Raw genomic sequence first — 25,978 nt, 5'->3', positions numbered from 1 at the left:
AAAGAAGGATTAAAAGCGCAATCCTTGAATAAAAGTGATAAGGGGATCACGTCATGAAAAGATTATTGGTGATGATTACTCTCTTGATGCCTGCTCTTGTGGTCAATGCTGCTGCCTATTATGGAACAGGGCTTTGTGCTTATCCTCAATATGAATGCATTAAAGTTGGTCGTGGGCAGACTTGGGAAAAGCTTTTTCCCAACGAACAGCAGCGTGATATTGTTCAACGTGTCAACCGTAGCTATAACTATTTATGGTATGGCAAGGAGATAGCAGTTCCACGCAATTTAGCAAACAAAACCATCCTTGATTTTTCACCTTTTCCTTTAGAAATAAAACCAGAAGGTGAGAAACAGGTGGTTGTAGATCAGGATAAGCTTGCCTGGGGTGCTTATGATGCTAACGGCAAATTAGTTAAATGGGGACCAATTTCTTCCGGTATTGATAAATGTCCTGACAGTAGCCATTCCTGCCGCACAATGACAGGTGTCTTTTATTTCTTCAGTAAAGAAAATGAAAAATGTCGCTCTAATGTTTATCCCATTGGTAAAGGTGGCGCAAAAATGCCTTATTGTATGTATTTTCATAAAGGCTTTGCTCTACATGGCTCAGATGATATTCCAGGTTATCGTGCCAGCCACGGATGTGTTAGATTGTTTACGCAAGATGCGCTTTGGTTAAACCACGAATTTGTAGCAACAAATAATGGAGATAATTTAGGTACAAAGGTTACTATTCGGCCTATTTTAACAACTACAAGTGGAAAAAGACAATGAACAAACGTAGCCAGAAATATTTAAAAATTTTATTTTCTTCGCTCTTATTAGTTTGTTGTACTAGCCTTTTTGCTGCAAAAAAAGAAAATATTAACAATCCAAAAGAAAGTATTAATAATCCGAAAGAAAATACTAATAATCCTATAGGTTGTTATAATGAAGGATACGCTTTTGATTTAAAAACACTTAAATTAGCTCCACGTGAATTTGGTGGTAGTCAATCTCTCTACATTATCTTTAATAAATCTAATCAAGCTATTAATTTATTTCAGATGCTACAAGAAGATAGCTCATACAGCATGTACTTAAATCATTCAATTGCAGGCAGGCAATGGTCTGTTTTAGCGACTAATGAACCGGTAGTAAAGTATATTTGCTCTGTGGCAGAAGGCAAGTCTCCCTATGGACGCGTTGTTGATTGCCAAGATCATTTACAAGTTTGTGAATATACGAATGTTAAATATGGTTTAAATAATCAAGGTAACTTTTGGCTTGTAAATAGTAATTCTAAAAATGAAGCAGTTAACGCTATAGTGCGATACGGTATTATTCCTTCAATTTAAAAATTGAATTTAAATATAGTTAAGGGTAATGGAATTAATTAATTAAAAGGAAACTTGCCATGAAATCATTGCTACCATGGTTTTGCTTAGTTGCTGGAGCTTCAAGCCAATTGGTCAATGCTGCTGATGGTTTAGAGGCTTATCGGCAAGGGGATTATACCCTTGCGGCAAAAACATTACCAAGCCTAGTTTCTAAAGATCCAGTGGCTAATTATTATCTTGGTTTAATGCGTCTTTATGGTTACGGGCAATTAAAAAACGATACCTTATCGTTACGTTATTTTACTGAGGCGGCTGATAGAGGTTATTTGCCTGCAGAGCGCTTACTAGCTAATTATGCGCTAAGTAAGGATGAACCTGAAGAAGCGTTTAAATGGTTTAAAAAAGCAGCTGACGCCAATGACAACGCTGCAAATATGTATTGTGCAGCAGCTTATTTGTATGGTTATGGGGTAAAAAGAAATTCAGAGACAGCTAAACATTACTACATTCAAGCAGCTAAACAAGGAAACGCAATTGCCCAATATACTTTGGCTGAAAGTTTTCTAGATAGTCGCCAAGCACAAAATAAAAAAATGGGAGTTATTTGGCTTATAAAAGCAGCAAGCCAAGGAAATCTCAAAGCACAAGTAAAATTAGCGGATTTGTATGTCAATGGTCAGGGCGTAAATCGAGATTTACTCAGAGCAAAAGCATTAGTTGAAAAACCTGCCGCGCAAAATTACCCTCCTGCTATGTATGTTTATGGTCAAATAGCTTATAAAGAAGGTAATGTGCCTAAGGCGCAAGAATGGCTCACTAAAGCAGCACAAGCACAAGATGTTAAAGCCCAAGTGACTCTGGCTGAACTTTATATGGATAAAAAAAGCCCAATTTATGATGAAAAAGCTGGCTTTAACTTTATGCTTAAAGCGGCACAGAATGGTTCAAAAGAGGCTCAAAAAGCAGTTGCTAAATTATATAAAGATGGCAAAGGTACAGAAGCTAATTTAGACTTAGCTCGCCAATGGGAACAAGAAGCGCAAAAGAAAGTAAAAGATACAAAACCTACCTTGGCCGCGAATATTGCTGCTGCTCAGTGGTTAAGTGATGATAAAAGTAAATCTTTTGGTAAAGAGTACCAACTAAGTGGTATTTATAATGCTTGGAGAAATCCATCTGCTTTAAAAGAAAATAATTATAATCCCGCCCCGCATATGAATAAATTAACTCGCCAAGAGTTATATCAACCTGAATTTAATATGGTAAACCCGCAAGATATTTCCATTAGTGATTATTTTGACATTATTGTACCCGATTTAACTTCTATTGGAGCTGTTAAATCATCGGCTTACCCTCGCTATCCATACTCATCTACCATAGAAAAAATCCTACGCGACCAATCATTAGTTTTACGACATGACTCTGATTCAGTTGTTAAGCTAAGTACAACTTATCCAGCCAGAAGCGAAATTAAACCATTTAATTATTTAGAAGAACAACTTGAAGGATGGCAGCAAAAAGCCAATTTACAAATGGCATTAAACGAATTGTATGGGCAAGCGATACTAGGAGACCCTTCAGCCCAATTTGAATTAGGGCAGCTTTATCAATATGGGATAGGTGTTGCTAAAAATATTCCGCAAGCTATTACCTATTTTCAGCTAGCTGCGGTGCAACAGGATTTGAGAGCTGAGTATAACTTAGGAATTATATACCTTGAAGGGCAAACAGAGCCTGTTAACTATCAAAAAGGGGTTCAGTGGATAACAGATGCCGCGTTTAAAGGCAATCCCTATGCACAGTATGTATTAGCTAATATTTTTGAACAGGGATTAGTTGCTCCTGATGGCACTTTAATTGTTAAACCTGATCATGAGCAAACATTAGCTATGCTTTCTATTGCGTCATCTAATAACTTTGGTCCTGCCGAGTACCAATTAGCTTCTTTTTTGAGTAAAGAAACCCACTCAGCGTTTACCATGAATGCAAAACGAGCTAGAACTGCGCTTATTAAACGTCTCTATCAGGGGGCAGCTGATGAGGGTATTGCTGATGCTAAACTGCCACTTGCCTTCTATAATGCCATGGATTCTAATCCGCTTAAGCAAAAGAAAGCACTCGATGTGGCAGAAGAGGAAGCACAAAGTGGTAATCCATTTGCTGCAATCTTACTTGGCCTTATGTATGAAAGAGGTATTGCGGTAAAAGCTGATCCTATTGAAGCAATGTATTGGTATAAACAAGCACCTGAAAATCCAGTTAATAATTTTATTTTAGGTACCTATTATAGTGAAGGTAATGGCCTTAGCAAGAACGTAGCTCAAGCAAAAGAATTATTACAAAAATCAGCAGCATCTGGCTTTTCTTACGCTAACTTTAATTTAGCAGTATTACGTTATCATTTAGGTGAAGACTTTTTACCTGAACTGGATAAGGCTAGACAATTAGGTAATAGTAGAGCCGGTTTACTAATAGCTGATTATTACATGTCGGTAGCTAATAATCCTGATAATATGAAACAGGCACAAAGTATTTATCAAGATTTTGCTAATAAGGGTGATAAAGATGCAGCACTTAAATTAGCCTTTCTTTATGATAAAGGGCTAACAGGTAAAGAAAATAAAGAGTTAGCTATTAATTGGTATCAATTAGCAGCTGAACAAAATCAACCTATGGCGCAATATCTGTTAGCGCAACTTTATCAGTTAGGTGAGGTAGATAAACAGCCTAATTATGACATGGCTAAGAAATGGTATAGTAAAGCGCAAAATGATTATACGCCAGCTGCAGTCGCTTTAGGATTTATCTATGAAACTGTAGATAATGATTATAATAATGCTTTTAATAGTTACTCTTTTGCTGCGAACAAACAAGATAAAATTGGAGAGTATAATTTAGGCTTAATGTATGAAATGGGTAAAGATAGAAATGTTAATTATCAAAAGGCTCTAGAAGCCTATTCTCAAGCTGCTGAGCGAGGTTATGCGAAAGCGATGACTCAGTTAGCAGGTATCTATTTTCGTGGTGATTTAGGGGCACGTGATGATCAGCAGGCCCTAAGTTGGTATAAAAAAGCTGCAAAATTAGGTGATAATAGTGCACTTTATGAGCTTGGACTATTATCAGAAACGGGTGTAGCTACTAAAATTGATTTTAAACAAGCCTTAGATTATTACCAACAAGCAGCTAATTTAGGTAATGAAAAAGCTAAACTAGCTTTAGCAAGGATGTATCAGTATGGCCTAGGGGTAAATAAAGACGCGCAACATGCAGCCTCCCTTTATAAAGAATTAGCTGATAACAATAATGCTTATGCTCAATATCAATTAGCGATGCTTTATTTAGATGGCTCTTTAGGTGAGCGGCAGCCAGCGCAAGGTCAGGCCTTATTAAAACTAGCTAGCGACAATGGCAATGCACAGGCTCGTAAAATGATTCATTGGATGGGCGCTCTAAAAGAGCAACGTTTTAGCTACATTGAGCCAGTTAACCTAAGTCAAGAGCCAGTACTTGCTGGTCAAGCGGCAGATTTAATGTATATGGATGCTATTAATGAATGGAATCGTGGAGATGAAATCTCATCAAGAATGATTCTTAATCAATTAATCAAACAATTTCCACAATATACGCCAGCAAAACGAATTTATGAGCAACTTAATCAACAAGCAAGTGCAGAAAATATTTTTGGGTAATCAGTAATAGCTGTCTTTTACGAGTAAATTACAAAGTAATAGATTAGTCATTCCCGCTCAGGCGGGAATCTATTTTTAGACAGGCACCGTGCCAGTATGAAGATAGATTTCCGCCTACGCGGAAATGACAGGATTCTTCGAAAATGATAGGATTCTTTGGAAATGACAGAGTTTTTAAAGCGTACCCATATTAAGGCATTTTTTCATGCTGTCATTCCCGCGCAGGCGGGAATCTATGGCTATTTAGGCACTATGCAAGTATGAAGATAGATTTCCGCCTACGCGGAAATGACAAGATTCTTCGGAAATGACAGGATTCTTTGGAAATGATAGGATTCTTTGGAAATGACAGGATTCTTTGGAAATGACAGAGTTCTTAAAGCGTACCCATATTAAGGCAGTTTTTCATGCTGTCATTCCCGCGCAGGCGGGAATCTATGGCTATTTAGGCACTATGCAAGTATGAAGATAGATTTCCGCCTACGCGGAAATGACAAGGTTCTTCGAAAATGATAGGATTCTTTGGAAGGGACGGAGTTTTTAAAGCGTACCCATATTAAGGCATTTTTCTATGCTGTCATTCCCGCGCAGGCGGGAATCTATGGCTATTTAGGCACCATGCAAGTATGAAGCTAGATTTCCGCCTCCGCGGAAATGACAAGGTTCTTCGAAAATGACAAGGTTCTTCGAAAATGATAGGATTCTTTGGAAGGGACGGAGTTTTTAAAGCGTACCCATATTAAGGCATTTTTCCATGTTGTCATTCCCGCGCAGGCGGGAATCTATGGCCATTTAGGCACCATGCAAGTATGAAGCTAGATTTCCGCCTAAGCGGAAATGACAAGGTTCTTAAGCAGAAATGGTAGCATTTTTAGGTTGACACTATTTGCTGATGTATTAGGCAAAAAAACCCGAACGAAGGTTCGGGTATTCTTATAGAGCGATGGAATAAATCGTTTAAATTAAGATAGTTAATAAGCAGTAAATTAAGCAGCCATTGCTTTAACACGTGCATTTAAGCGACTTTTAATTCTTGCCGCTTTATTTTTATGAATCAATCCTTTACCGGCAGCTTTGTCGATAATAGGTTGAGCTTTAGCATAAGCTGCTCGTGCTGCTTCTTGATCACCAGCTTCAACGGCTTTAAGAACGTTTTTTACATAAGTACGATACATAGAACGTGCACTAGCATTATGCTTGCGAAGTTTCACATTCTGACGAGCACGTTTGATTGCTGACTTAATATTTGCCACTTAAAAATCTCCACTCATTTGCGTGTCACAAAAATGCCAATCATGCCCAATCATGCGTTTTTTGTCAATATCTATACACTAAAATAGCAGGATTTACCTAGGAAAAGTGCCGGCTCACTACTATAAATTAGTACAATGGTGTCTCGAATTGATAGCGACAGATGCTCAGATAATTGGTTGCGTCTCAGTACAACTTATTTCGTTACATTATAGAGTTTCTCAGAGCTTAAAACTTAGTGACTTACTTATTGCTATTCCTATCTATAGAAAATCACATTAACATTATAAGCTATTTATTTTATAATTACTGAAATTATGTCCACTATTGAAACAATAATTCCTAAAAGGCAGAGTCTACTTCGTTCAAGCACGCTTGTTTCTTTAATGACTTTTCTATCTCGCATGACAGGTTTTGTGCGTGACATGGTACTTGCTCATTTGTTTGGTGCAGAAGCAGGTATGGATGCGTTTTTAGTTGCCTTTCGAATTCCTAATTTTATGCGTCGTTTATTTGCTGAAGGCGCTTTCTCACAGGCATTTGTACCTGTATTAGCTGAATATCAGCAGACTCAATCACATGAAGATGTAAGAACATTTATTGCACGTGTTGCTGGCCGATTAAGTACGGTATTATCTTTATTTACTTTAATAGGAATCCTTGCAACACCGGTAATTATTTTTATTTTTGCTCCGGGTTTTGGAGAACATAGTAGCCGGACAATATTAGCAACTGAAATGCTAAGGATAACATTCCCTTATCTAATGTTAGTTTCTCTAACTGCTATGGCTGGCGCTGTTTTAAATACTTACGGCCATTTTGTTGTACCAGCTATTACCCCAGTTTTATTAAATTTATCGCTAATTTTAGCAGCCTTTTTTCTAGTATCTTACTGTAACCCGCCGATTGTCGCCTTAGCGTGGGGTGTTTTATTTGCCGGGATTGCTCAGTTTCTATTTCAATTACCTTTCCTGCGCCAAAAACAACTATTAATTAAGCCAAGAAGTGCAAAAGGTGATGAAGGGGTTAGGCGTGTTATGAAGCTAATGGTCCCGGCCTTATTTGGCGTTTCTATTGCGCAGTTAAATTTAGTCGTTGACTCTATATTTGCTTCATTTTTAAAAGTAGGTAGTGTTTCCTGGTTATATTACACTGATCGTTTAACCGATTTCCCCCTAGGTGTTTTTGGGGTGGCGATTGCTACCGTTATTTTACCGCATTTATCACGTCGCCATGCTTCTCAAGATAACAGTCATTTTTCTTTTGCCCTTGATTGGGGGCTAAGAACAATTCTGCTTCTTGGTATCCCTGCAAGTGTAGGCCTTATCTTTTTTTCAATGCCACTTATTGCTTGTTGTTTTGCTTATGGAAAATTTAGTACTTTTGATTTAATTCAAACGCAAAAAAGTTTAATTGCTTTGTCGGCTGGAATCCCAGCTTTTATGATGGTTAAGGTGCTAGCTTCAGGCTTTTATGCTACCCAAAATATAAAAACGCCAGTTAAAATAGGTGCTATTGCTATGATTGTTAATAGTATTTTGTGTGCTGTATTAATTTGGCCGCTGGCTCATGCGGGTTTAGCTTTAGCATCGGCATTAGCTGGTTATGTTAATAGTGGCATTTTATTATTTTTGTTACGGCGACGAAAAATATATCAGCCTAGAAAAGGTTGGCTATTTTTTATTTTACAATTAGTAATTGCCAACAGCATAATTGCTTTATATTTATATTTTATGGCAGGTACAATACCTGATTGGTTGAGCTTGTCACCTGTAGCCAGAATGGGCAAACTTTTTTTTCATGTCAGCGTCAGTATAGTTATTTATTTAATGGTTTTATATTTTTCTGGTATGCGAGTGGCACATTTTCGTGGGTTTAATAAGGAGTAGTAATGAATATTGAATTATTTTACCAAACGGTTGCCAAACAAAATTATCCTTTAATTTTAATTTCGCAGGATAAATGGAAGAAAGGTTTAATTGATTTAACTGACTATGAACAAAATGTTTTAAATTTACAACAATTTACTGGTAAATTAGGCGATATATGTTTAATAAATAATCAAGACGGCACTCTAGCCAAAATATATATAGGCTCAGGTACAGAAAGTGATGCTTTAGCAATAGCTTATGCGGTAACGCGCTTACCGCCTGGATCTTATTATTCAGAAGAAGCACTCTCGCAAACTGCTTTAATCAACTGGGCTTTAGCTCAATATCAGTTTGTTAATTATAGGCAGACTACCGATTTATCCGCTAGGAGCTTGCTGGTTTCGGAAAAAATTTTAGATCAAATTAAAAATCAGGTACAAGCTATTTTTTTAGTTCGTGACCTGATTAATAAACCAACCAATGATTTAGGTCCGAAAGAACTGGCAATTGTTGTGCAAGAAATTGCCGAACAGTATCAAGCTGTTTTCACACAATGGGTTGATAATGAATTAATAGAGAGTAACTTTCCAGCAATTTATACAGTAGGTAAAGCTTCTGCCAATAGGCCGAGATTATTATCTTTAACATGGGGTTCCCCTAGTCATCCTGCTATCTGTATTGTGGGCAAAGGGGTTTGTTTTGATAGTGGTGGGCTTGATATTAAACCATCTTCAGGTATGCGTTTAATGAAAAAAGATATGGGCGGCGCGGCTCACGCTTTAGGTTTGGCACAGTGGATTATGGCATGCCAATTACCAGTCTATCTACAAGTGTTAATTCCTGCTGTCGAAAATTCAATTGGGCCTGAAGCATTTAGGCCGGGTGACATTATCACTATGCGCAATGGTTTAACTGTAGAAGTAGATAACACGGATGCTGAAGGACGATTAATTCTTGCAGATGCTTTAGTAAAGTCAAGTGAGTTTAATCCAGAGCTTATTATTGATTTTGCTACGTTAACAGGCGCAGCTAGGGTCGCAGTAGGTACGGAAATTGCAGCGATGTTTGCTAATGATGATAAATTAGCACAGGAATTAATTTCCTCTGCCAAAGAAGTTAGTGATCCAATTTGGCAGTTACCTTTATTTGAGAGCTATACTTCATTACTGGATTCAAGTATTGCGGATTTAGCTAATTGTGGAAGCACTCCCTATGCTGGAGCAATTACTGCTGCTTTATTTTTGAAACATTTTGTCCCAAAAAACACTAATTGGGTGCATTTTGATATTATGGCTTGGAACCTAAGTAGTAAACCTGGAAAACCCGAAGGGGGAGAAGCGATGGCTATACGGGCTGTGGCTCATTATTTACAAAAAAAATATGGTTCAACACTAGGTTAATCATTATTATCGGCGCGAAGGAAATCAAATGGATCAAAAAGTTTTTGTAAATCGTATTTTAAATATGAAAAGAATTAAGCTTATTGGCTTAGATATGGACCACACCCTAATTCGTTATAATACTAAAAACTTTGAAACCTTAGTTTATCAAATCGTTACTGAAAAACTTATTGCCGATAAGCATTATCCAGCAAGTATTCGTGAATTTAAATTTAATTTTGATGATGCAATTCGTGGTTTAATTGTCGATAGTCGTAATGGTAACATTTTAAAATTAAGCCGCTATGGGGCCATTCGCCTAAGTTATCACGGCACTAAACTGATTAGTTACCGTGAACAAAAAAAAATCTATCGGAGTATTTACGTTGATTTAAAAGATCCTAACTACATGGCAATTGATACTTCATTTTCGATTGCCTTTTGTGTTTTATACAGTCAGTTGATTGATTATAAAGATCAATACCCGCAAGAACTTCCAAATTATAATGAAATAGCCTTAGATGTATTAAGTAGTGTTGATAAAGCACATGCTGATGGCAGTATAAAGAATTTTATTAGCGAACATCTTGATGATTATGTTCATAAAGAAAAAGCAGTGGTTGAAGGTTTAAAGCGCTTAAAGCGTTATGGTAAAAAGATATTTATTCTTACTAATTCTGAATATTATTATACTAAACTGCTTTTAGAATATGCTATTAATCCTTTTTTAGAGCCAGGAGAAGAGTGGCATAATTTATTTGAATATGTAATTACCCTAGCAGGTAAGCCTCGTTTCTTTTATGATAATCCGCGTTTTTTAGCTGTAAATCCAATAGATGGTACTATGACTAATTTTCATGGCGCAATTAAACCAGGCATTTATCAAGGTGGATGCGCTCGTAAGTTTACGGAGGATTTACGTGTAAGAGGCGATGAAATTTTATATATTGGTGATCATATTTATGGCGATATTTTACGCTTAAAGAAAGATTGTAATTGGCGGACCGCACTAGTAGTTGAAGAGTTAAGTGAAGAGATAGCTTCGCAGAGGCGAGCTTTGCCAGTTGAAAAACAAATAATTGCCGCTATGGAAACTAAAAAAGAGTTAGAGCAAAACTATATTGATTTATACACAAAAAGTATTGATGAAAATACGCAAGCTTATCAAGAAGAAATTAATAGTTGGCAACAACAAATTAGTGAAATTGATGCGCATATAACAAACCTCCTTCAAGAACAGCAAAAATTTTATAATTTGCGTTGGGGTCGGGTTTTTAGGGCAGGTGCTGAAGAAAGTTATTTTGCTTATCAAGTTGACCGGTTTGCCTGTATTTATATGGAAAAACTATCCGACTTGTTAGCACATTCACCCCTAACTTACTTTAGAGCAAACCGGCGAAGGCTTGCTCATGATGTAGAAATTTAGCTTCTTATGATTAAAAATTTTTAAAAATTAATGAAGTTGAGTGATTTCTAACTAGTTATTTTTATAAAGATTAAATTACTGTTTAAAATTTAAACAAAATGATTTATTTGCTATCACCTATAAATTAAGCTATTTTTAATATTAAAGATGGTATTTTCTGCTCAGCTAACACCATTGTAGTAGGAAGTCGGATTGTAAACGGGGTGTGAAACCTTACTAAAAGTAAGTTTCCTAAAACGTTTCTGAAGACATCCAATAGTAACTAAAGAACTGTAGCCAGAAATGCCATCTAACTTTAAAATCTTCTTTGAAATAATTAAATTTTTCTTATCTATTTTTAGTCTTTTCCAAGCTTATTTAGTCATAGTAATTAATTCTACTAATTTTTTCTCTGATACTAATTAAATACTAAAAATAAAATTTCAGCTATACTTAAACCAATGTTCTACCTCATAACTTTAAATATAATTTGTAGAACGTTACCTGGTAGGATTCTTATAGGTTCATTTCATGGAGCGAATTATGATGAAAAAATTAAAAAATATTATATCATTAATTATTTTAGGCATTAGTTTTTCTGCTTTTGCTGCTGATAGAATAGTTATCACAGGTGAGCCTGTGGTGCTACAGCAATCTGGTTCAGGAAATGCTGTTGTATATACTTTACCAGCTGATACGGCAAGCACTGCGACAACCACCACAGCAACTAATTATCACTATGTGACTGTTAATGGTACCAATCGTGTTTGTTATGCTAGTACACAACCAAACTTAGCAAATGTTGATATGGTAACAATTAATGTAACAACTAATGGCACTACCTCACCTTGGTATTGCTATGCTGCTGATACTACTGTTTTTGACGTTCAACCAGTAGCTACTACTAGTAGCACAACTACTACCACTACTGCTCCATAGATCTTAAAGGTGCTCAATTAATCTAAATTAGTTGAGCACTGCATTAAACACTTTGCCTAATAACTTACATACTTTATTTAGCATTATAACTGCCTCTATGGTGCTTATTTATCTATAAGCTTCGCTTCTTGCAATACTTAATCTTTTTCACTCAAACAAAAGTCACAAGATAGGCTAGATCTTGATTAATAGGATAAATAGTTATCGATAGCTAATTTTGTTTCTTTAATAACCTCAAATAATTGTATACACAGTTTATTAGTGAGTTTTGAGTTATCGGATTTTAAATAATTCTCAATATATTTACAGGCAACGTGTAATTTAATTGCACCACAATAAATTGCGCTACTTCGCATTTTATGCGCTAAAGCGGTGACTTGTGACCAATTATTATTTTCATAAGCTTTCTGGATAAGTGTTTCTTCCTCTGGCAACTCTTCTTCAAGAAACATGGTAAGTAAATCTCTAAAAAGTACCTCACTTCCAGTATTATTAATTCCAGCTAAGGGATCTAAGATAGAAAAGGCTGTTAAGTCAAATAAATGATGCTCTTGTTGAGATAGTTCTTGATAGGATAAAGGTGATAAACCTTGTGTTATATCATTTGTTGTTGGTAAAAATTTGGTAAGGATAGATTGAATAGTTTTTAAGCTAAGAGGCTTAAGTAAGACTTCATTTATACCTGCCTGAAAACAAGTTTCTTGCTCTTTAGCAGATTCATGACTTGTTAGGCCAATAATAGGAATGTTTTTACTTTGCTGGCTATATTGTAAGTTGCGGATTTGCTTAGATATTTTTGTACCTGCAAGATCAGGTGAAGTAATATCAATAAAAATTAAATCGAATTTAATAGTATTAATTAATTCTAAGGCCTGTTTTTTATTAGTAGCAGAAGTTAATTGACAGCCAGTTTTATTAATTATGATTTCTGCTAAGCGCAATGCTATATGATTATCTTCAATTAATAAGAGGTGAGGGGGCTTTAATATGACTTTTTCATTAAAGTTATCAATATTATTGGCAGTTGATTTAGAGCTAGAATTTTTAATGCTATGATTGATAGGTTTTTTTTCTGATAAATAGATTTTATTGTTATAAATAGTTTTGGAAAATGAGTAGGTTGACCTATAATTTTTTGTCATAAAGCCTAGACGTTGATTCATAAATTATCATTCCTTGTTCAATAAACAACAGGCTTTGCAATTTTTGTTTTATAGAGAATAATAAATAGATTTAAATCGTATGTATTTAATGTTATAGCGTTATGCTTTAAGCATTACAAGGATTTTGCTTAATAAAAGCTTTTAAATGCAAATGCCAAGTAAAGGTCGCCTAAAAGCTTCATTCAGGCAAATTTATTTAAGTAGTGCGAATAAACAGTTGCGTATAATAAATCTTTCCTTCCTTATCATAAGCAATACCTATACCGGTAAGATTATAATTGCCCATAATATTTTTTCTATGTCCAGGGCTTTTTATCCATCCATCAGTTACAATTTTGGCTGTTTTGTAATTATAAGCGACATTCTCAGCCCCAGCGCGTGCGCCTTTAATTACGCTATATAGATGTTTTATACGGGTAGAAAATCCTTGATGGCCAAAAGGCACACGATGAGCTGCCATATTTTGACTATGAAGAGTTGCTTCTTTTGAAATAGATTCATCTAGCTGAAGTGGCGATAGACTATGCTTACTACGATATTGATTAATATAGCGAAGAATATCTTTTTGCATTTGCGTATTTGAAGCTATAGGAGAGATAGTCTGTGCATGTGCTTGTGCCTGGCAGCAGGAAACTAGAATTAGAAAAATTAAACTATGGATGAATATGAGACGCTCTTTCATGACTTTGATACCCAACAGCTACTAGATTTCTTGCTAAACTCTAGCGCAAGGCTCATTATCACTTAAGCTCTCTACAGCGAGTTTGCAAGAAACCTATTACAAAAGACTATATTATACAAATTTATTTTCTTTTTGAGAAATTAATTTTTAATTTGGTTTTTATATATACAATTTATAAAAAATCATTAAGAAAATAGGCAGACTCTTTAAGTCTTTGAAAAAACTAGTTTAATCTTTTATAAAAATCATGGCCAATAAAGCGGGCACCAGGACCCTCATGCGTAATATCAGTTGCTTGCTTATTTAATATAGAAATAGTATCTAAGGTTTGTTCACTTTTATTAAAGTTACCACTAATACTAAGTACGGACTCACACATCGGGTAGACAACACTAAATGTTATTGTATTACCAACATAATAACCTGTAATAGGTCTTTTTACATTAATTGCTTGCGGACAGCTTTTAGAAGCAACTGCTGTTGTAAAGTAACCTTTAATTCTATTATCTGCTAATTTAATTACTTTTAACACTGAACCACGTTCATTTTTGAGAGAAATAACTTGTTGTGCTAATGCTGATTGACAACCTAAGGAAAAAAGAATTGCTAATAAGCCGAAAGCGCTTAATTTCATGGTGAATACTACTTATTACTAATTAAGGAGGCTTATTTTAACAGTTAAAGGAAGTTCTTCAATAATTTAATGAAGTTAATCAATTGTATAAATTAAGTATTATAAGAAAAATATACTTGTACCAAAATAGTTTTGATCTTGTTTTTAAGCATATATCGGCCTGTTTATATTCTTTAATTTATGCTATAAGAAAATTAACTTTAATTAATAAATTCAATTATGAATGAACTTGATATTTTAAGATTATTTTATGAAGAAATGAAAGTTCGCGGCGAAACCCGAGATAATGTTTTTTTAAGTATAAATCAAACTGCAGCTGATATACTTTCAGATAAATTAGGTTATTCTGTCTCTTTAGAGGAAGCTCAACGCTTTACAGATATTTGTATTGCTAATGAATGGTTAGAAAGAACTACGATTGATCCGGGCTATAATTTTTTGTCCTTAACAGCTGCAGGACTACAGATTGTGTTAGCTAATCAATACATTTAAATTTTTGCTAACCTTATCCATCATCGATAGGACATTACCGAAAAAAGCTAGTTCTGGTATACCTTTTCAATTTAATTATTTTTCAATAGCTTTAGTAGAGCAGCTTGATTTTATCATCATTATCTAAATGCCGCGAACAAGTTGCAGCTTAAGTTGAACAAAAATACGGCATTTGCGCACTATAACTACTAGTATAAATGTTATTCAATAGTGTGCGTTTGCAAGTTATACTGCTTGCTGCGATATAGACGATAATGATCTCTACTAAGTTCTTTCGCTTGTTCACTATTTAATACGATTTCAATAATTCTAGAGAAGCGTAAATGAAAAGGTGGTACATCATCTGAAAGATTAAGTAAAATATCATTAAAACCTTTAGGCTCTTCATACCCAATTTGAATAGGTGGTGGAGGTTTAAGACCTTCACCCTGTAAATGATGCGGAATAAAGCTATCGTCTTTAAATGTCCAAAGTAGCTCATCTATATGTTCAGCATCTTCTTTATTTTTGCAATAAACAAAGACATTATGCTGACGTAAATAAGCTTTCTCTACTAATCGACAAGCTAGTAGCCAGTGTGCTTTTATATCAGCACTGGTCATTAAATAAAAATCAACGCGTATTTGCTGCATGGCGTAATAACTGTACTAATAAAGGAACGGGACGACCGGTGGCTTGCCGTTTTTTACCTGATATCCAAGCTGTTCCAGCAATATCCAAATGTGCCCAACGATATTTTTTAGTAAAACGTGATAAAAAACAAGCTGCTGTAATAGCCCCAGCTGTTCTGTCAAAGCCTGCATTGATCATATCAGCAAGTGGACTATCAAGTGCTTCTTGGTAATCGTCTTCAAGGGGCATCCGCCAGCATCTATCACCACTTTCAAGTCCTGCTGATAAAAGTTGGTCTGCAAGCTCGTCATCTTGAGTCATAAAGCCAGTATTAACGGCGCCTAATGCTACTACCATAGCCCCTGTTAAAGTAGCTATATCAATAACAAATTCAGGCTCAAACCGTTCAGCATAGGTTAACGCATCAGCAAGGGCAAGTCGTCCTTCGGCATCAGTATTTAAAATTTCAATAGTTTGTCCTGAAAGACTTGTGACAATATCGCCTGGCTTTACGGCCGAGCCACTGGGTAAATTTTCAGCACTAGCAATAAGTCCTATTACATTGATAGGTAGTTTAAGTAGGGCGCAAGCTTTTAGTACACCTAAAACACTGGCGGCACCTGTCATATCATATTTCATTTCATCCATAGCATTAGCAGGCTTAATAGATAAGCCACCAGAATCAAAAGTAATTCCTTTGCCTACTAGAACAATTGGTTTGCTATTATTTCCACAATTATATTTTATTTCTATAAAGCATGGTGGTTCAATTGAGCCCTGACTAACCGCTAATAAAGCATTCATGCCTAGAGTAGTAATCTCTTGCTTTGTAAAGGCTTTAGCTTCTATACACTCGTGAACCTTCGCAAGCTCTAAAGCCTGTTGACCTAAAAGACTTGGAGTACAATGATTTGCCGGTAAATCAGCTAAAGTTTTACTAAGTTTTATACCTTCAGCTACTGCTATACCTGTGTTAATTGCGGCTTCATCACTATTTTCATTATAAAATTGAACAAAATTAAGACTATTTTCTTTCTTATTTACTGTTTTAAAAGTATTTAGTTGATAATTTTGCCCGTCAACTTGTAAAATCATTTGTATAATTTGCCAATTGGCATCATATTTATTAACTTGTGGTAGAGAGATTGTTGCAGATTGTATACGCTGCTTTAACAATATGGACGTAATCTCATTAAGGCGCTTGCGTAAATTAGCTGCATTAAATGTCTCTTGTTTTCCACAATGAATTAACAGTATGCTAGGGTTATTTACATTTGTATGCCATACCCAGTCGCCGCTTTCTTGAAGTTTTTGTGCTAATTGGGGCAATAAATCTGAATAAGGTTGGGATTGTTTAGGGAGTGCCAGTTGGTCATTATTCTCACATAAACCAATAACAAGGCATTCTGTGGTAATTGCATCTAACGATTTGATTAAACCATATCGCATGATTATGCTTCCTATCATCCATAAAACTTGCTAGTTTACAGAAAGTTAATGGCTATGCAAGAGGTTGTCGTTCTTAATTAATTTAAGAATTAAATTTATAATAAGTTTAAATATTGATAATTTTGAGAGCTAAGCAGTGCTAATTTTTCGTTATTTAGCAAAAGAAGTATTTATAACGTTAACTTCGCTTACTACCATATTGGTACTTATTTTTATGAGTAACCAATTCGTACGTTATTTAAATAGAGCTGCCAGTGGTCAAATTCCATTAGCAATCATTATGAAATTAATGATGCTTGAGTTGCCTAATTTAATGGGCTTACTACTACCATTAGGTTTTTATGTGGCTTTATTAATTGCGTATGGCCGACTATATGCTGAAAGTGAGATGACAGTTCTACAAGCTTGCGGCTATGGGCCTTCTCAGCTACTTAAACATAGTTATGTCTTAGCTATCATTGTAAGCGTGCTTGTTATGATTATCATGCTTTGGGCAAGTCCTCTTATTGCTGTAGAGCGGACTAAGTTATTACGCACCACCGGTATTCAAACCGTTATTCAGACAATTATTCCCGGACGTTTTCGAGCTGTATCACAAGGAAAAGAAATATTTTATATTGAATCTACAAGTCGAAATCATCAAAAAGCTAAAAATATTTTTTTAGCAAGGCTAGCTCTTAAAGATAAACAACCTTATTGGAATATTTTATGGGCTAATCAAGCTTTTGCAGAAACAGATGAAAAGTCTAAAGAGGAATACTTGATTTTAAATAAGGGCCATGAATATGAAGGTTTGCCAGGTCAAGCTGATTATCGTGTAGTTAGCTTTGACCAATATAAAGCCCGCTTGCCACATCCAACGCTAGAAACAAAGAGCGATGTTCGTACCATAAAAACAAGAGATTTATGGCCATTATTTAATCCTGATAAGCATAAGGCAGCTGAATTACAGTGGCGTTTTTCTATTCCCTTAATGGTGCTTACCTTAACATTAGTTGCGGTGCCATTAAGTCGAGTTAACCCACGTTCAGGAAAGTTTGCTAAGCTTTTGCCTGCCATTATTTTATATATTATTTATGCTAATTTTATGTTTGTCGCTCGTGATTGGATGATAGATGGTAAAATTTCTACTGTAGTAGGGATGTGGTGGATTCATGCTGTTGTTTTGAGTATTGGCTTGTTTCTTATTTGGCGTAACTGGTCAAAATTGGGATAACTATAGTATGAAGTTAATTGATCGCTACATAGCTAAAAATATTTTAGCGTCCACCGGTTTGGTAACGCTAATGTTGGCAGGTTTGCAACTCTTTATTCTTTTTGTTAATCAATTAGATGATCTAGGCCGTGCTGATTTTGGTTTTATGCAGGTAGCATTGTTTGTACTCTTACAAATGCCATATCAGGTCTATCTATTTTTTCCTATGGCAAGTTTACTAGGCTGTTTAATTGGCCTGGGGATTATGGCAAATAACCGTGAACTTATTGTTATGCGAGCGGCCGGGCTTTCCATTGGTCAAATTACTATCTCTGTGCTTAAAGTTGCTTTAATTTTAATTGCTATCGTTACTTTAGCGGGTGAGTTATTAATCCCACGTTTAGCTCACTTTGCTAGTGGACAAAAATTACAAGCTATAAGTGGTGGTCAAACATTAAATACGGCTCAAGGTGCGTGGTTGCGTAGTCATAATGATTTTATTACCATTAGTGGTGTTTTACCAAATCATACCTTATTAAATGTTTATCAATTTCGCTTTAACGAAAATCACCAATTAGTCTTAGCGCGCCAAATGGCCTATGTTACGTTAGTTAACAATCAATGGCAGGCGTTTAATATTAAAGAAACGACAATTAATGACAATCAAACACAAACCCATGAAATTAATAATATGGTGTGGGATGTTTCAGTCAAACCTATGGTATTAAATTTACTTAAAAGTGAGCCAGATGAAATGACGTTACATGAAATTAGGCAATTTTTAGCCATTCAAAAACGTAGTCATCAAACAGCTCTTAATTATCAGTTAGTCTATTGGCAACGAATTATACAACCATTAACTACAGTTGTAATGATGATACTCGCCATTCCATTTATTTTTGGTCCATTACGTTCTTCACCCATCGGTTCAAAATTACTTGCAGGGGCTATTGTAGGGTTTGGTTTTCATATTTTAAATCGCTTTTTTGGTCCAATCAGCCAAGTTTTACAGTGGCCGGCAGTAATAGCGGCGCTTGGACCTACATTTTTATTTGCTCTTTTAGGTATTTATCTAATGCGACGAGTTAGATAATGTTTGCAGTTAGGCATTTACTTGAAACAATGCTAAACCCACTTTTTATTGTTTTATTTCTACTTGCTTTTACTTTGGTTGTTTTTTATAGAAAAAAAACCGAACGTCCTATTTTCTTTAGTTTTTTAATCATCTTTATTTTGTTACTTTTAATGAGTACAGGTTGGCTGCCAAGGCTAGTTACTTCAGCTTTAGAAAGCCAATATGATATTGTTTATCAGCCAGATCCAAAGGTTAAATGGATTGTCGTCTTAAGTGGCGGACAATCGCCTTACTTAGATAAGCCACCTAATATGTTGCTTTATAGTGCCAGCTTAAAACGTTTAATTGAAGGAGTTCGTTTATATCATGCTCTACCTCAGGCGAAAATAGTATTATCGGGAGGTGGTTTTAATATGGATATTGCTGAAGCGCAACGTATGGCAAGTGTTATGAGGCTTTTAGGTATACCTGCTGATAAAATCATTTTAGAAACACAATCTATTAATACAGCAGCACAGGCAAAGTTATTAAAGGAATATGTCAATGAGGCTCCCTTTTATTTAGTAACTTCTGCAGCACATATGCCCCGAGCTTTTTATTTATGTCTGCAGGAGGGATTAAAACCTATAGCAGCACCTACTGATTTTACTATCTATTGGGATAATGAATATTTACGCAAAGTTTATTTACCTAGCGCTCAAAATTTATTTTATCTCACAGTAGCTTGGCATGAAATTTTAGGATTAGCATGGGCAAAAGCTACGTAGGGTGGGCCAAGGCACAACATTCACAGAGCTATTGTTGGGCCAAGGCCCAACCTACATATAATTAGGTTTAATCATATCAACAATTTATTCTAATTAAACAATAATTATTTAACAATTAAAATCATGGGGAAAGACTACTGAAATGGTACTGTTTTCAGAACCAAGAACAACAGGTCCTGCTTTTAAAGTACATTCGCCAATAGGAGTATTGTTGAATAATTGATTAGAGCCTGAGGTGTAAAGTGTAGCGCTAATAGTATATGGTACGTCTGAGCAAGGTAGTTCTGTAATTAGGTAAGGTGCACTACCACCTTTTAGCGTGATTGATTTAATTATACCTTGATAGTTAGTGGCATTAAAAGCAACTCGCTGATCCATGGCAACAGGTGGGGTAGCTACAGCAACTTCAATTTGACAGGAATTTATGTTTTCAGCATAGCTAGATAAGCTAAATAATAAAGCTGTTCCGGTAAAGATTAATTTAGATAACATATTTTGCATCCTTAATAAAAGAATTAACAAATCTCAGTTAAACTAACTTAAGGCAATAAAAATTAAAAAATTTTAAGTTTTAGCCAATTTTGCTTATAATTTAGTAAGTTTAACATCGTCATAGCCAGAGTATCTTAAAGATGATCTATTTTTCAATAAAAAGGGTATAAATTTTGCTCTAAAGTTTGTAAAATAGCGTAATTTGTTTTTTTAGTAGTAATCATGCCAAAACGTACTGATATAAAATCTATCTTAATCCTTGGGGCAGGACCTATTGTAATTGGTCAAGCATGTGAATTCGATTATTCAGGCACGCAAGCAATTCGTGCTTTAAAAGAAGAAGGGTATCGAATTATTCTAGTTAATTCTAATCCTGCGACTATCATGACTGACCCTGAACTTGCTGATGCTACATATGTAGAGCCTGTTCAGTGGGTAGAAGTGGCTAAAATCATTGAAAAAGAGCGCCCAGATGCGCTATTGCCTACTATGGGTGGCCAAACAGCGCTTAATTGCGCCCTCGATTTAGTGCGAGAAGGCGTGCTAACTAAATATAATGTCGAAATGATTGGTGCAACTCAAGAGGCAATTGATAGGGCTGAAGACCGTGATCGTTTTCGCAAATTAATGAAAAAAATTGGCCTAGAAATGCCGCGCTCAGCTATTGCTCACAGTTTGGAAGAAGCCTTTCAAGTACAAGCGCAACTTGGTTTTCCAGCGATCATTAGACCCTCTTTTACAATGGGCGGTAGTGGAGGTGGAATAGCCTATAATCGTGAAGAATTTGAAGAAATTTGTACCCGCGGTTTAGATTTATCACCTACTCGTGAATTATTAATTGATGAGTCTGTTTTAGGCTGGAAAGAATATGAAATGGAAGTAGTACGTGATAAAAATGATAATTGTATTATCGTTTGTACTATTGAAAATTTCGATCCTATGGGTGTACATACTGGCGATTCTATTACCGTGGCTCCGGCGCAAACATTAACTGATAAAGAATATCAGCGTATGCGCGATGCAGCGATTAAAGTTTTACGAGCTGTTGGCGTGGATACAGGTGGATCAAATGTCCAGTTTGCAGTAGACCCGAATTCTGGTCGATTACTAGTAGTAGAAATGAATCCTAGAGTGTCACGTAGTTCAGCTCTTGCTTCAAAAGCAACAGGCTTTCCAATTGCAAAAGTTGCAGCCAAACTTGCGGTTGGTTATACCTTAGATGAGTTAAAAAATGAAATCACAGGCGGTAAAACACCTGCTTCTTTTGAACCTAGTATTGACTATGTAGTTACTAAGATACCTCGTTTTAATTTTGATAAGTTTCCAGAGACTTCTACAACCTTGACTACACAAATGAAGTCAGTAGGTGAGGTTATGGCAATTGGCGCTAACTTCCAAGAATCGTTACAAAAAGCCATTCGTGGTTTAGAGATTGGACGTAGTGGCTTACACCCTTTATTAGCAGAGGAAGAGGATTTAGCTCGATTACGTGGCTATTTACGTGAACCAACCCCAAATAGATTATGGTATATAGCTGATGCTTTTAGACAAGATTTACCTTTAGAAGAAATTTATAATGAAAGTAAAGTGGATCCCTGGTTCTTAATGCAAATTCAGGAATTAATAATGATGGAACGCACTATTGTCGGTAAGACAGTAGAAGAACTTGATAAGTTTACCTTAAGACAATTGAAGAAACGGGGCTTTTCAGATGCTTATCTGGCACGTTTACTTTATTGTAGTGAGGATATTGTACGGGCTCATCGTTTAAAGTTAGGAGTAACGCCTGTCTATAAGCGTATTGATTCATGTGCTGGTGAATTTCCTAGTGATACAGCTTATATGTACTCTTGTTATGAGAGCACTTGCGAAGCAAGGCCTGAGGAAAATAAGCAAAAGATTATGATTTTAGGTGGCGGGCCAAATCGAATTGGTCAGGGAATTGAATTTGATTATTGCTGTGTGCATGCTGCAATGGCGCTACGAGAAGCAGGTTATCAAACCATTATGGTTAATTGCAATCCTGAAACAGTCTCAACCGATTTTGATATTTCCGATAGGCTCTATTTTGAACCGGTAACCTTAGAAGATGTTTTATCTATTGCCGCTATTGAAAAGCCTATGGGGGTTATTGTTCAATATGGTGGGCAAACCCCATTAAAACTTGCCCGCGCTTTAGAAGAAAATGGTGTTCCTATTTTAGGTACTTCTCCTGACGCAATTGATATGGCCGAAGATAGGGAACGTTTTCAGCAGCTGGTTAGTGAATTAAAATTACATCAACCGCCAAATGGAACAGTTAGAAGCTTAGATGAGGCAATTAAAGTGGCCAAGCGTATTGGCTATCCATTAGTGGTTAGACCGTCTTATGTATTGGGCGGTCGAGGTATGGAAATTGTTTATCATGAAGAGAACTTACGTCATTATCTAGAACATGCCGTTGCTGTCTCTAATGACTCACCAGTATTACTTGATAAATTTTTAAATGACGCTATTGAAGTGGATATTGATGCGGTTTGTGATGGTAAAGATGTATTAGTCGGTGCTATCATGGAGCACATTGAGCAGGCTGGTGTACATTCAGGTGATTCTGCTTGTACCTTGCCACCTTTTAGCTTAAGTGTGGTTGTGCAGCAAGATTTAATCGAGCAGTTACGACAAATGGCGTTAAAATTAGGTGTAGTTGGCTTAATTAACGCACAGTTTGCGATTCAAGCTGATGATATTTATGTCCTTGAGGTTAATCCGCGTGCATCAAGAACAGTTCCTTTTGTTTCTAAAGCGACTGGATTATTAATGGCAAAAATTGCTGCTCGTTGTAAAATTGGGCAAACTTTAAAGCAACAGGGTTTAAGTCAACATTACCCTATGCCGCCATTTTACTCGATTAAAATGCCCGTTTTTCCTTTTATTAAATTTCCTGATGTTGACTCTATCTTAGGGCCTGAAATGAAATCAACAGGTGAGGTAATGGGCATTGCCAGACGCTTTGGACAAGCTTATGCTAAGGCTCAATTAGGCGCAGGCTCAAATATTGTTAAAAGACGTCGAGCTTTTGTTTCTGTTCGAGATGCAGATAAAGCACGAGTTGGTGAAATTGCTAAGCGTTTAATTCAACTAGGATTTGAAATTATTGCCACCCGTGGGACGGCATTAGTATTGCAGGCAGCTGGTATTGATTGTCGACGGGTGTTTAAAGTAGCTGAAGGGCGACCACACGTAGTTGATCTTATTAAAAACCATGAAATAGACTTTATTGTTAATACAACAGATGGTAAACAGGCAATTGCTGATTCATTTGCAATTCGTCGTAATGCTTTGCAGCATAAAGTAAGTTATACAACGACATTATCTGGCGCTGAAGCTGCGTGTTTAGCTATGAAATATGAAGATCGAGAGACGGTAACTCGATTACAGGATTTACATTAGAGGTAGTTATGCAAAAACATCCCATGACAGTTCAAGGAGCAGAAGCTCTTCAAAAGGAATTACACCGTTTAAAGTTTGTAGAGCGTCCGCGAATTGTGGATGCAATCGCAACAGCACGTGCGCATGGTGATTTAAAAGAGAATGCTGAATATCATGCAGCTAGAGAACAACAAAGCTTTAATGAAGGGCGGGTTTTAGAGCTGGAAGCTAAGCTCGCTAATGCTCAGATTGTAGATATTACCAAGCTTCCTAACAATGGTAGAGTTGTTTTTGGCGCAACGGTAAAGGTTTATCACGTTCAAAATGATGCAGAGATGACTTTTCAAATTGTTGGTGAAGATGAAGCTGATATTAAAGTAAATAAAATTTCCTACAGCTCACCCATTGCTAGAGCGTTGATTGCTAAGCAGGAAGGTGATTCAGTTACTGTCGAAACACCTGGTGGTTTAGTAGAGTACGAAATTATTGAAGTAGAATATATTTAGCAAAGATTGAATGGTAGGTTGGGCTAAACAACGTGCAGCCCAACAATTTCATGTCATCCTAAGCGCCGCAAAGGATCTTTTAAGGTAGATAATAAAAAGGATTAGGTAGTTTAAATTCTTTTTTAGCATATCCACCTAATAAATCACTATACTGATCGCCAATGGTTGCAACAACAGTATAGCCTTGCTCGGTAATGAGTTTGCGTGTTTTTGCTTTAAAATTAACAATTGATGGTAAGGCATAGTTATCTGGTTTACAGTAAAGGCCTGCCCAATCTTTGTAACCTGCTATTAACAGGTTTTTTTCCGTCGCTCTACATTCAGATTGGCTTCTCCCGGTTACAAAGAAGACTTTTACACCATATTTTAAAGCGTCATTATAAAGCGAGAGCATAGGTTTAATTGGTGCTGAATCTGCAGCAAGTATTTCTTTATGAATAACATCCTGAGAACCAATAAAACCACGACGTACAAGCTTCTCATAATTGCTTAGACTGGTTTCATCAATATCTAAAACTAATGCCAGTTGTTGCTTGATTTGGTTTTGTTTATTGATTTCTACTTGCTTAAGCAAATATTGATGTGCTGTATTAATAGCATTAGTTAATTCTTTTTCATAATTTCCAGAATCATAGTAATGCTCAATTTCTTTCTTTACTAAGGTAAGATTAGGTGGCTCTGCTATTACAGCAAAAGATAAAAAACTAAAAAAAACTAAAAAAAGTTTGCTAAAAGGCATAAGTATAATCCAAACGTTTTTTGGCATTATATTCAGTAAAAACTGTTTGTCAATTGTTCATTCTGCTCATGGTGCTTGCACTAAATATCAATTAGTATAAATAAAGATTGAGCTGCCTATATTTTAAGCTATTAAAAGTTATGATTTTACCCTATGATATCCTTTTATTTTTAGGAGAAACCGTGTTTATTGTCTTTATTGGTGGGCCGTCTGGTGGTGGTAAAACTACCTTAGCAAATCAACTTAAGTCAGGATTTAAAAGCATTAATTTAGATGCAGAAATTTTAAAAATGGATAATTATTATAAAATACGCGATAACACTAAACCACGACAAAACTATGATACACCAGAGGCAGTTGACCTTGATCTTTTGGTTGAAAATTTAGAAAAATTACAAGCAGGACAAGCTATAGAAAGTCCATTATATTGCTTTAAAACAAGTGATAGACTTTCAGAAACCGAGCAAGTTAAACCAACTGATATTCTAATTGTTGAAGGTATTTTCGCGCTACTAATTGCTAATTGTTTAGAAACCTCAGATAAAATAGGCGCTTATATTCAACCTGATTCTTATTTGGCTAATATAGAAAGACGAGCAAGTCGTGATGAGGAAGAAAGAAATACTTCCATTGAAGAAACTAAGCGACGCGAATTAAAATCGTTTGTAAGAGATGGCTTTTTTAATTATATAGCGCGTACCAGATATCAAGCTGATATTGTTATAGCTAATAATGCGCCTGAAGATATTAATAGTGGTATTCATGAAATAATCACCCTTTGTAAAGGGCGACTTCAACAAGCTGGTCAAAATCCTGAATCTATAAGGCAAGGAATGCACTAATTATAAAAAGTGAAGGCTATTAATTTATTTAATTTGTCACCTTAATAGGCTTCACTTCATTTAA

At 35.8% G+C, this 25,978-nt stretch carries 22 protein-coding genes; 14 read left to right on the top strand and 8 right to left on the bottom strand.

Going from position 1 to position 25,978, the window contains the following annotated elements; genetic code table 11:
- The first annotated feature begins 53 nt into the window (after window positions 1–53).
- From ACNVED_RS10480 to ACNVED_RS10470, 3 genes are read left to right on the top strand one after another with little or no spacing between them, the layout of a single operon-like run.
- On the top strand, window positions 54–776 hold the full coding sequence (locus ACNVED_RS10480; RefSeq protein ID WP_419418967.1) for a L,D-transpeptidase: 723 nt from the start codon (window positions 54–56) through the stop codon (window positions 774–776).
- On the top strand, window positions 773–1,339 hold the full coding sequence (locus ACNVED_RS10475; protein ID WP_419418966.1) for an endopeptidase IV: 567 nt from the start codon (window positions 773–775) through the stop codon (window positions 1,337–1,339). The genes ACNVED_RS10480 and ACNVED_RS10475 overlap by 4 nt, the downstream gene beginning before the upstream one ends.
- Window positions 1,340–1,398: 59 nt before the next feature.
- A complete protein-coding gene (locus ACNVED_RS10470; RefSeq protein ID WP_419418965.1) occupies window positions 1,399–5,013 on the top strand; it encodes a tetratricopeptide repeat protein in 3,615 nt (1,204 codons plus the stop codon).
- A gap of 986 nt (window positions 5,014–5,999) precedes the next feature.
- Here ACNVED_RS10470 and rpsT read toward each other — a convergent pair.
- The gene (gene rpsT / locus ACNVED_RS10465) at window positions 6,000–6,266 is read right to left on the bottom strand and encodes a 30S ribosomal protein S20 (protein WP_419418964.1); all 267 of its coding nucleotides are present in this window, start codon (window positions 6,264–6,266) and stop codon (window positions 6,000–6,002) included.
- A 315-nt stretch (window positions 6,267–6,581) separates the two neighbouring features.
- Here rpsT and murJ point away from each other — a divergent pair, with 315 nt between their 5' ends.
- The 4 genes from murJ (at window position 6,582) to ACNVED_RS10445 (ending at window position 11,858) form a co-directional block, all read left to right on the top strand.
- A complete protein-coding gene (gene murJ, locus ACNVED_RS10460) occupies window positions 6,582–8,153 on the top strand; it encodes a murein biosynthesis integral membrane protein MurJ (protein WP_419418963.1) in 1,572 nt (523 codons plus the stop codon).
- Window positions 8,154–8,155: 2 nt separating this feature from the next.
- On the top strand, window positions 8,156–9,535 hold the full coding sequence (locus ACNVED_RS10455; protein ID WP_419418962.1) for a leucyl aminopeptidase family protein: 1,380 nt from the start codon (window positions 8,156–8,158) through the stop codon (window positions 9,533–9,535).
- Window positions 9,536–9,563: 28 nt separating this feature from the next.
- The gene (locus ACNVED_RS10450) at window positions 9,564–10,940 is read left to right on the top strand and encodes an HAD-IG family 5'-nucleotidase (protein ID WP_419418961.1); all 1,377 of its coding nucleotides are present in this window, start codon (window positions 9,564–9,566) and stop codon (window positions 10,938–10,940) included.
- A 522-nt stretch (window positions 10,941–11,462) separates the two neighbouring features.
- The gene (locus tag ACNVED_RS10445; protein ID WP_419418960.1) at window positions 11,463–11,858 is read left to right on the top strand and encodes a hypothetical protein; all 396 of its coding nucleotides are present in this window, start codon (window positions 11,463–11,465) and stop codon (window positions 11,856–11,858) included.
- 185 nt (window positions 11,859–12,043) lie between these two features.
- Here the strand turns inward: ACNVED_RS10445 and ACNVED_RS10440 are convergent, their stop codons facing one another.
- The 3 genes from ACNVED_RS10440 to ACNVED_RS10430 form a co-directional block, all read right to left on the bottom strand.
- Window positions 12,044–13,021 (bottom strand): response regulator, encoded by a 978-nt coding sequence (locus ACNVED_RS10440; RefSeq protein ID WP_419418959.1) that lies wholly within the window; start codon window positions 13,019–13,021, stop codon window positions 12,044–12,046.
- Window positions 13,022–13,217: 196 nt separating this feature from the next.
- On the bottom strand, window positions 13,218–13,703 hold the full coding sequence (locus tag ACNVED_RS10435) for a CAP domain-containing protein (protein ID WP_419418958.1): 486 nt from the start codon (window positions 13,701–13,703) through the stop codon (window positions 13,218–13,220).
- Between the two features lie 223 nt (window positions 13,704–13,926).
- On the bottom strand, window positions 13,927–14,337 hold the full coding sequence (locus tag ACNVED_RS10430) for an avidin/streptavidin family protein (protein ID WP_419418957.1): 411 nt from the start codon (window positions 14,335–14,337) through the stop codon (window positions 13,927–13,929).
- Between the two features lie 219 nt (window positions 14,338–14,556).
- Here ACNVED_RS10430 and ACNVED_RS10425 point away from each other — a divergent pair, with 219 nt between their 5' ends.
- Entirely contained in the window at window positions 14,557–14,829 is a 273-nt protein-coding gene (locus ACNVED_RS10425; RefSeq protein ID WP_419418956.1) for a hypothetical protein, read from the top strand.
- 200 nt (window positions 14,830–15,029) lie between these two features.
- On the opposite strand, the gene ACNVED_RS10420 is transcribed toward ACNVED_RS10425, so the two are convergent.
- The gene (locus ACNVED_RS10420; protein WP_419418955.1) at window positions 15,030–15,461 is read right to left on the bottom strand and encodes a DNA polymerase III subunit chi; all 432 of its coding nucleotides are present in this window, start codon (window positions 15,459–15,461) and stop codon (window positions 15,030–15,032) included.
- Window positions 15,442–16,890 (bottom strand): leucyl aminopeptidase, encoded by a 1,449-nt coding sequence (locus ACNVED_RS10415; protein WP_419418954.1) that lies wholly within the window; start codon window positions 16,888–16,890, stop codon window positions 15,442–15,444. The genes ACNVED_RS10420 and ACNVED_RS10415 overlap by 20 nt, the downstream gene beginning before the upstream one ends.
- A 136-nt stretch (window positions 16,891–17,026) precedes the next feature.
- On the opposite strand from ACNVED_RS10415, the gene lptF reads away from it, so the two are divergent.
- The 3 genes from lptF to ACNVED_RS10400 are packed head-to-tail and all read left to right on the top strand — an operon-like array spanning window position 17,027 to window position 19,927.
- Window positions 17,027–18,106, top strand: coding sequence for an LPS export ABC transporter permease LptF (gene lptF, locus ACNVED_RS10410; protein WP_419418953.1), 1,080 nt, complete (start codon window positions 17,027–17,029; stop codon window positions 18,104–18,106).
- Between the two features lie 7 nt (window positions 18,107–18,113).
- Window positions 18,114–19,178 carry an LPS export ABC transporter permease LptG gene (gene lptG / locus ACNVED_RS10405; RefSeq protein ID WP_419418952.1) on the top strand — a complete coding sequence of 355 codons (1,065 nt, stop codon included), beginning with the start codon at window positions 18,114–18,116 and terminating at the stop codon, window positions 19,176–19,178.
- Complete coding sequence (locus ACNVED_RS10400) at window positions 19,178–19,927, top strand: YdcF family protein (protein WP_419418951.1); 750 nt, start codon at window positions 19,178–19,180, stop codon at window positions 19,925–19,927. Before lptG ends, ACNVED_RS10400 begins: the two co-directional genes overlap by 1 nt.
- 108 nt (window positions 19,928–20,035) lie before the next feature.
- Here the strand turns inward: ACNVED_RS10400 and ACNVED_RS10395 are convergent, their stop codons facing one another.
- Window positions 20,036–20,419, bottom strand: a complete 384-nt coding sequence (locus tag ACNVED_RS10395; protein ID WP_419418950.1) for a hypothetical protein — start codon at window positions 20,417–20,419, stop codon at window positions 20,036–20,038.
- Window positions 20,420–20,641: 222 nt separating this feature from the next.
- Between ACNVED_RS10395 and carB the strand changes: the two genes are divergently transcribed.
- Together carB and greA are read left to right on the top strand one after the other, a co-directional pair.
- Window positions 20,642–23,848, top strand: coding sequence for a carbamoyl-phosphate synthase large subunit (gene carB / locus ACNVED_RS10390; protein WP_419418949.1), 3,207 nt, complete (start codon window positions 20,642–20,644; stop codon window positions 23,846–23,848).
- An 8-nt stretch (window positions 23,849–23,856) separates the two neighbouring features.
- Window positions 23,857–24,333: a transcription elongation factor GreA gene (gene greA / locus ACNVED_RS10385; protein WP_419418948.1), complete on the top strand. Its 477-nt coding sequence runs from the start codon at window positions 23,857–23,859 to the stop codon at window positions 24,331–24,333.
- 79 nt (window positions 24,334–24,412) lie between these two features.
- Here the strand turns inward: greA and ACNVED_RS10380 are convergent, their stop codons facing one another.
- Window positions 24,413–25,072: an HAD family acid phosphatase gene (locus ACNVED_RS10380; RefSeq protein ID WP_419418947.1), complete on the bottom strand. Its 660-nt coding sequence runs from the start codon at window positions 25,070–25,072 to the stop codon at window positions 24,413–24,415.
- 182 nt (window positions 25,073–25,254) lie between these two features.
- On the opposite strand from ACNVED_RS10380, the gene ACNVED_RS10375 reads away from it, so the two are divergent.
- Window positions 25,255–25,914 (top strand): uridine kinase family protein, encoded by a 660-nt coding sequence (locus tag ACNVED_RS10375; RefSeq protein ID WP_419418946.1) that lies wholly within the window; start codon window positions 25,255–25,257, stop codon window positions 25,912–25,914.
- The last annotated feature ends 64 nt before the right edge of the window (window positions 25,915–25,978 follow it).

The organism is Legionella sp. D16C41 (assembly GCF_048541585.1).
Classification (GTDB): Bacteria; Pseudomonadota; Gammaproteobacteria; order Legionellales; family Legionellaceae; genus Legionella_C.
Note: the sequence above shows the minus strand (reverse complement) of the source record. Positions and strands in the feature narration are given on the sequence as shown.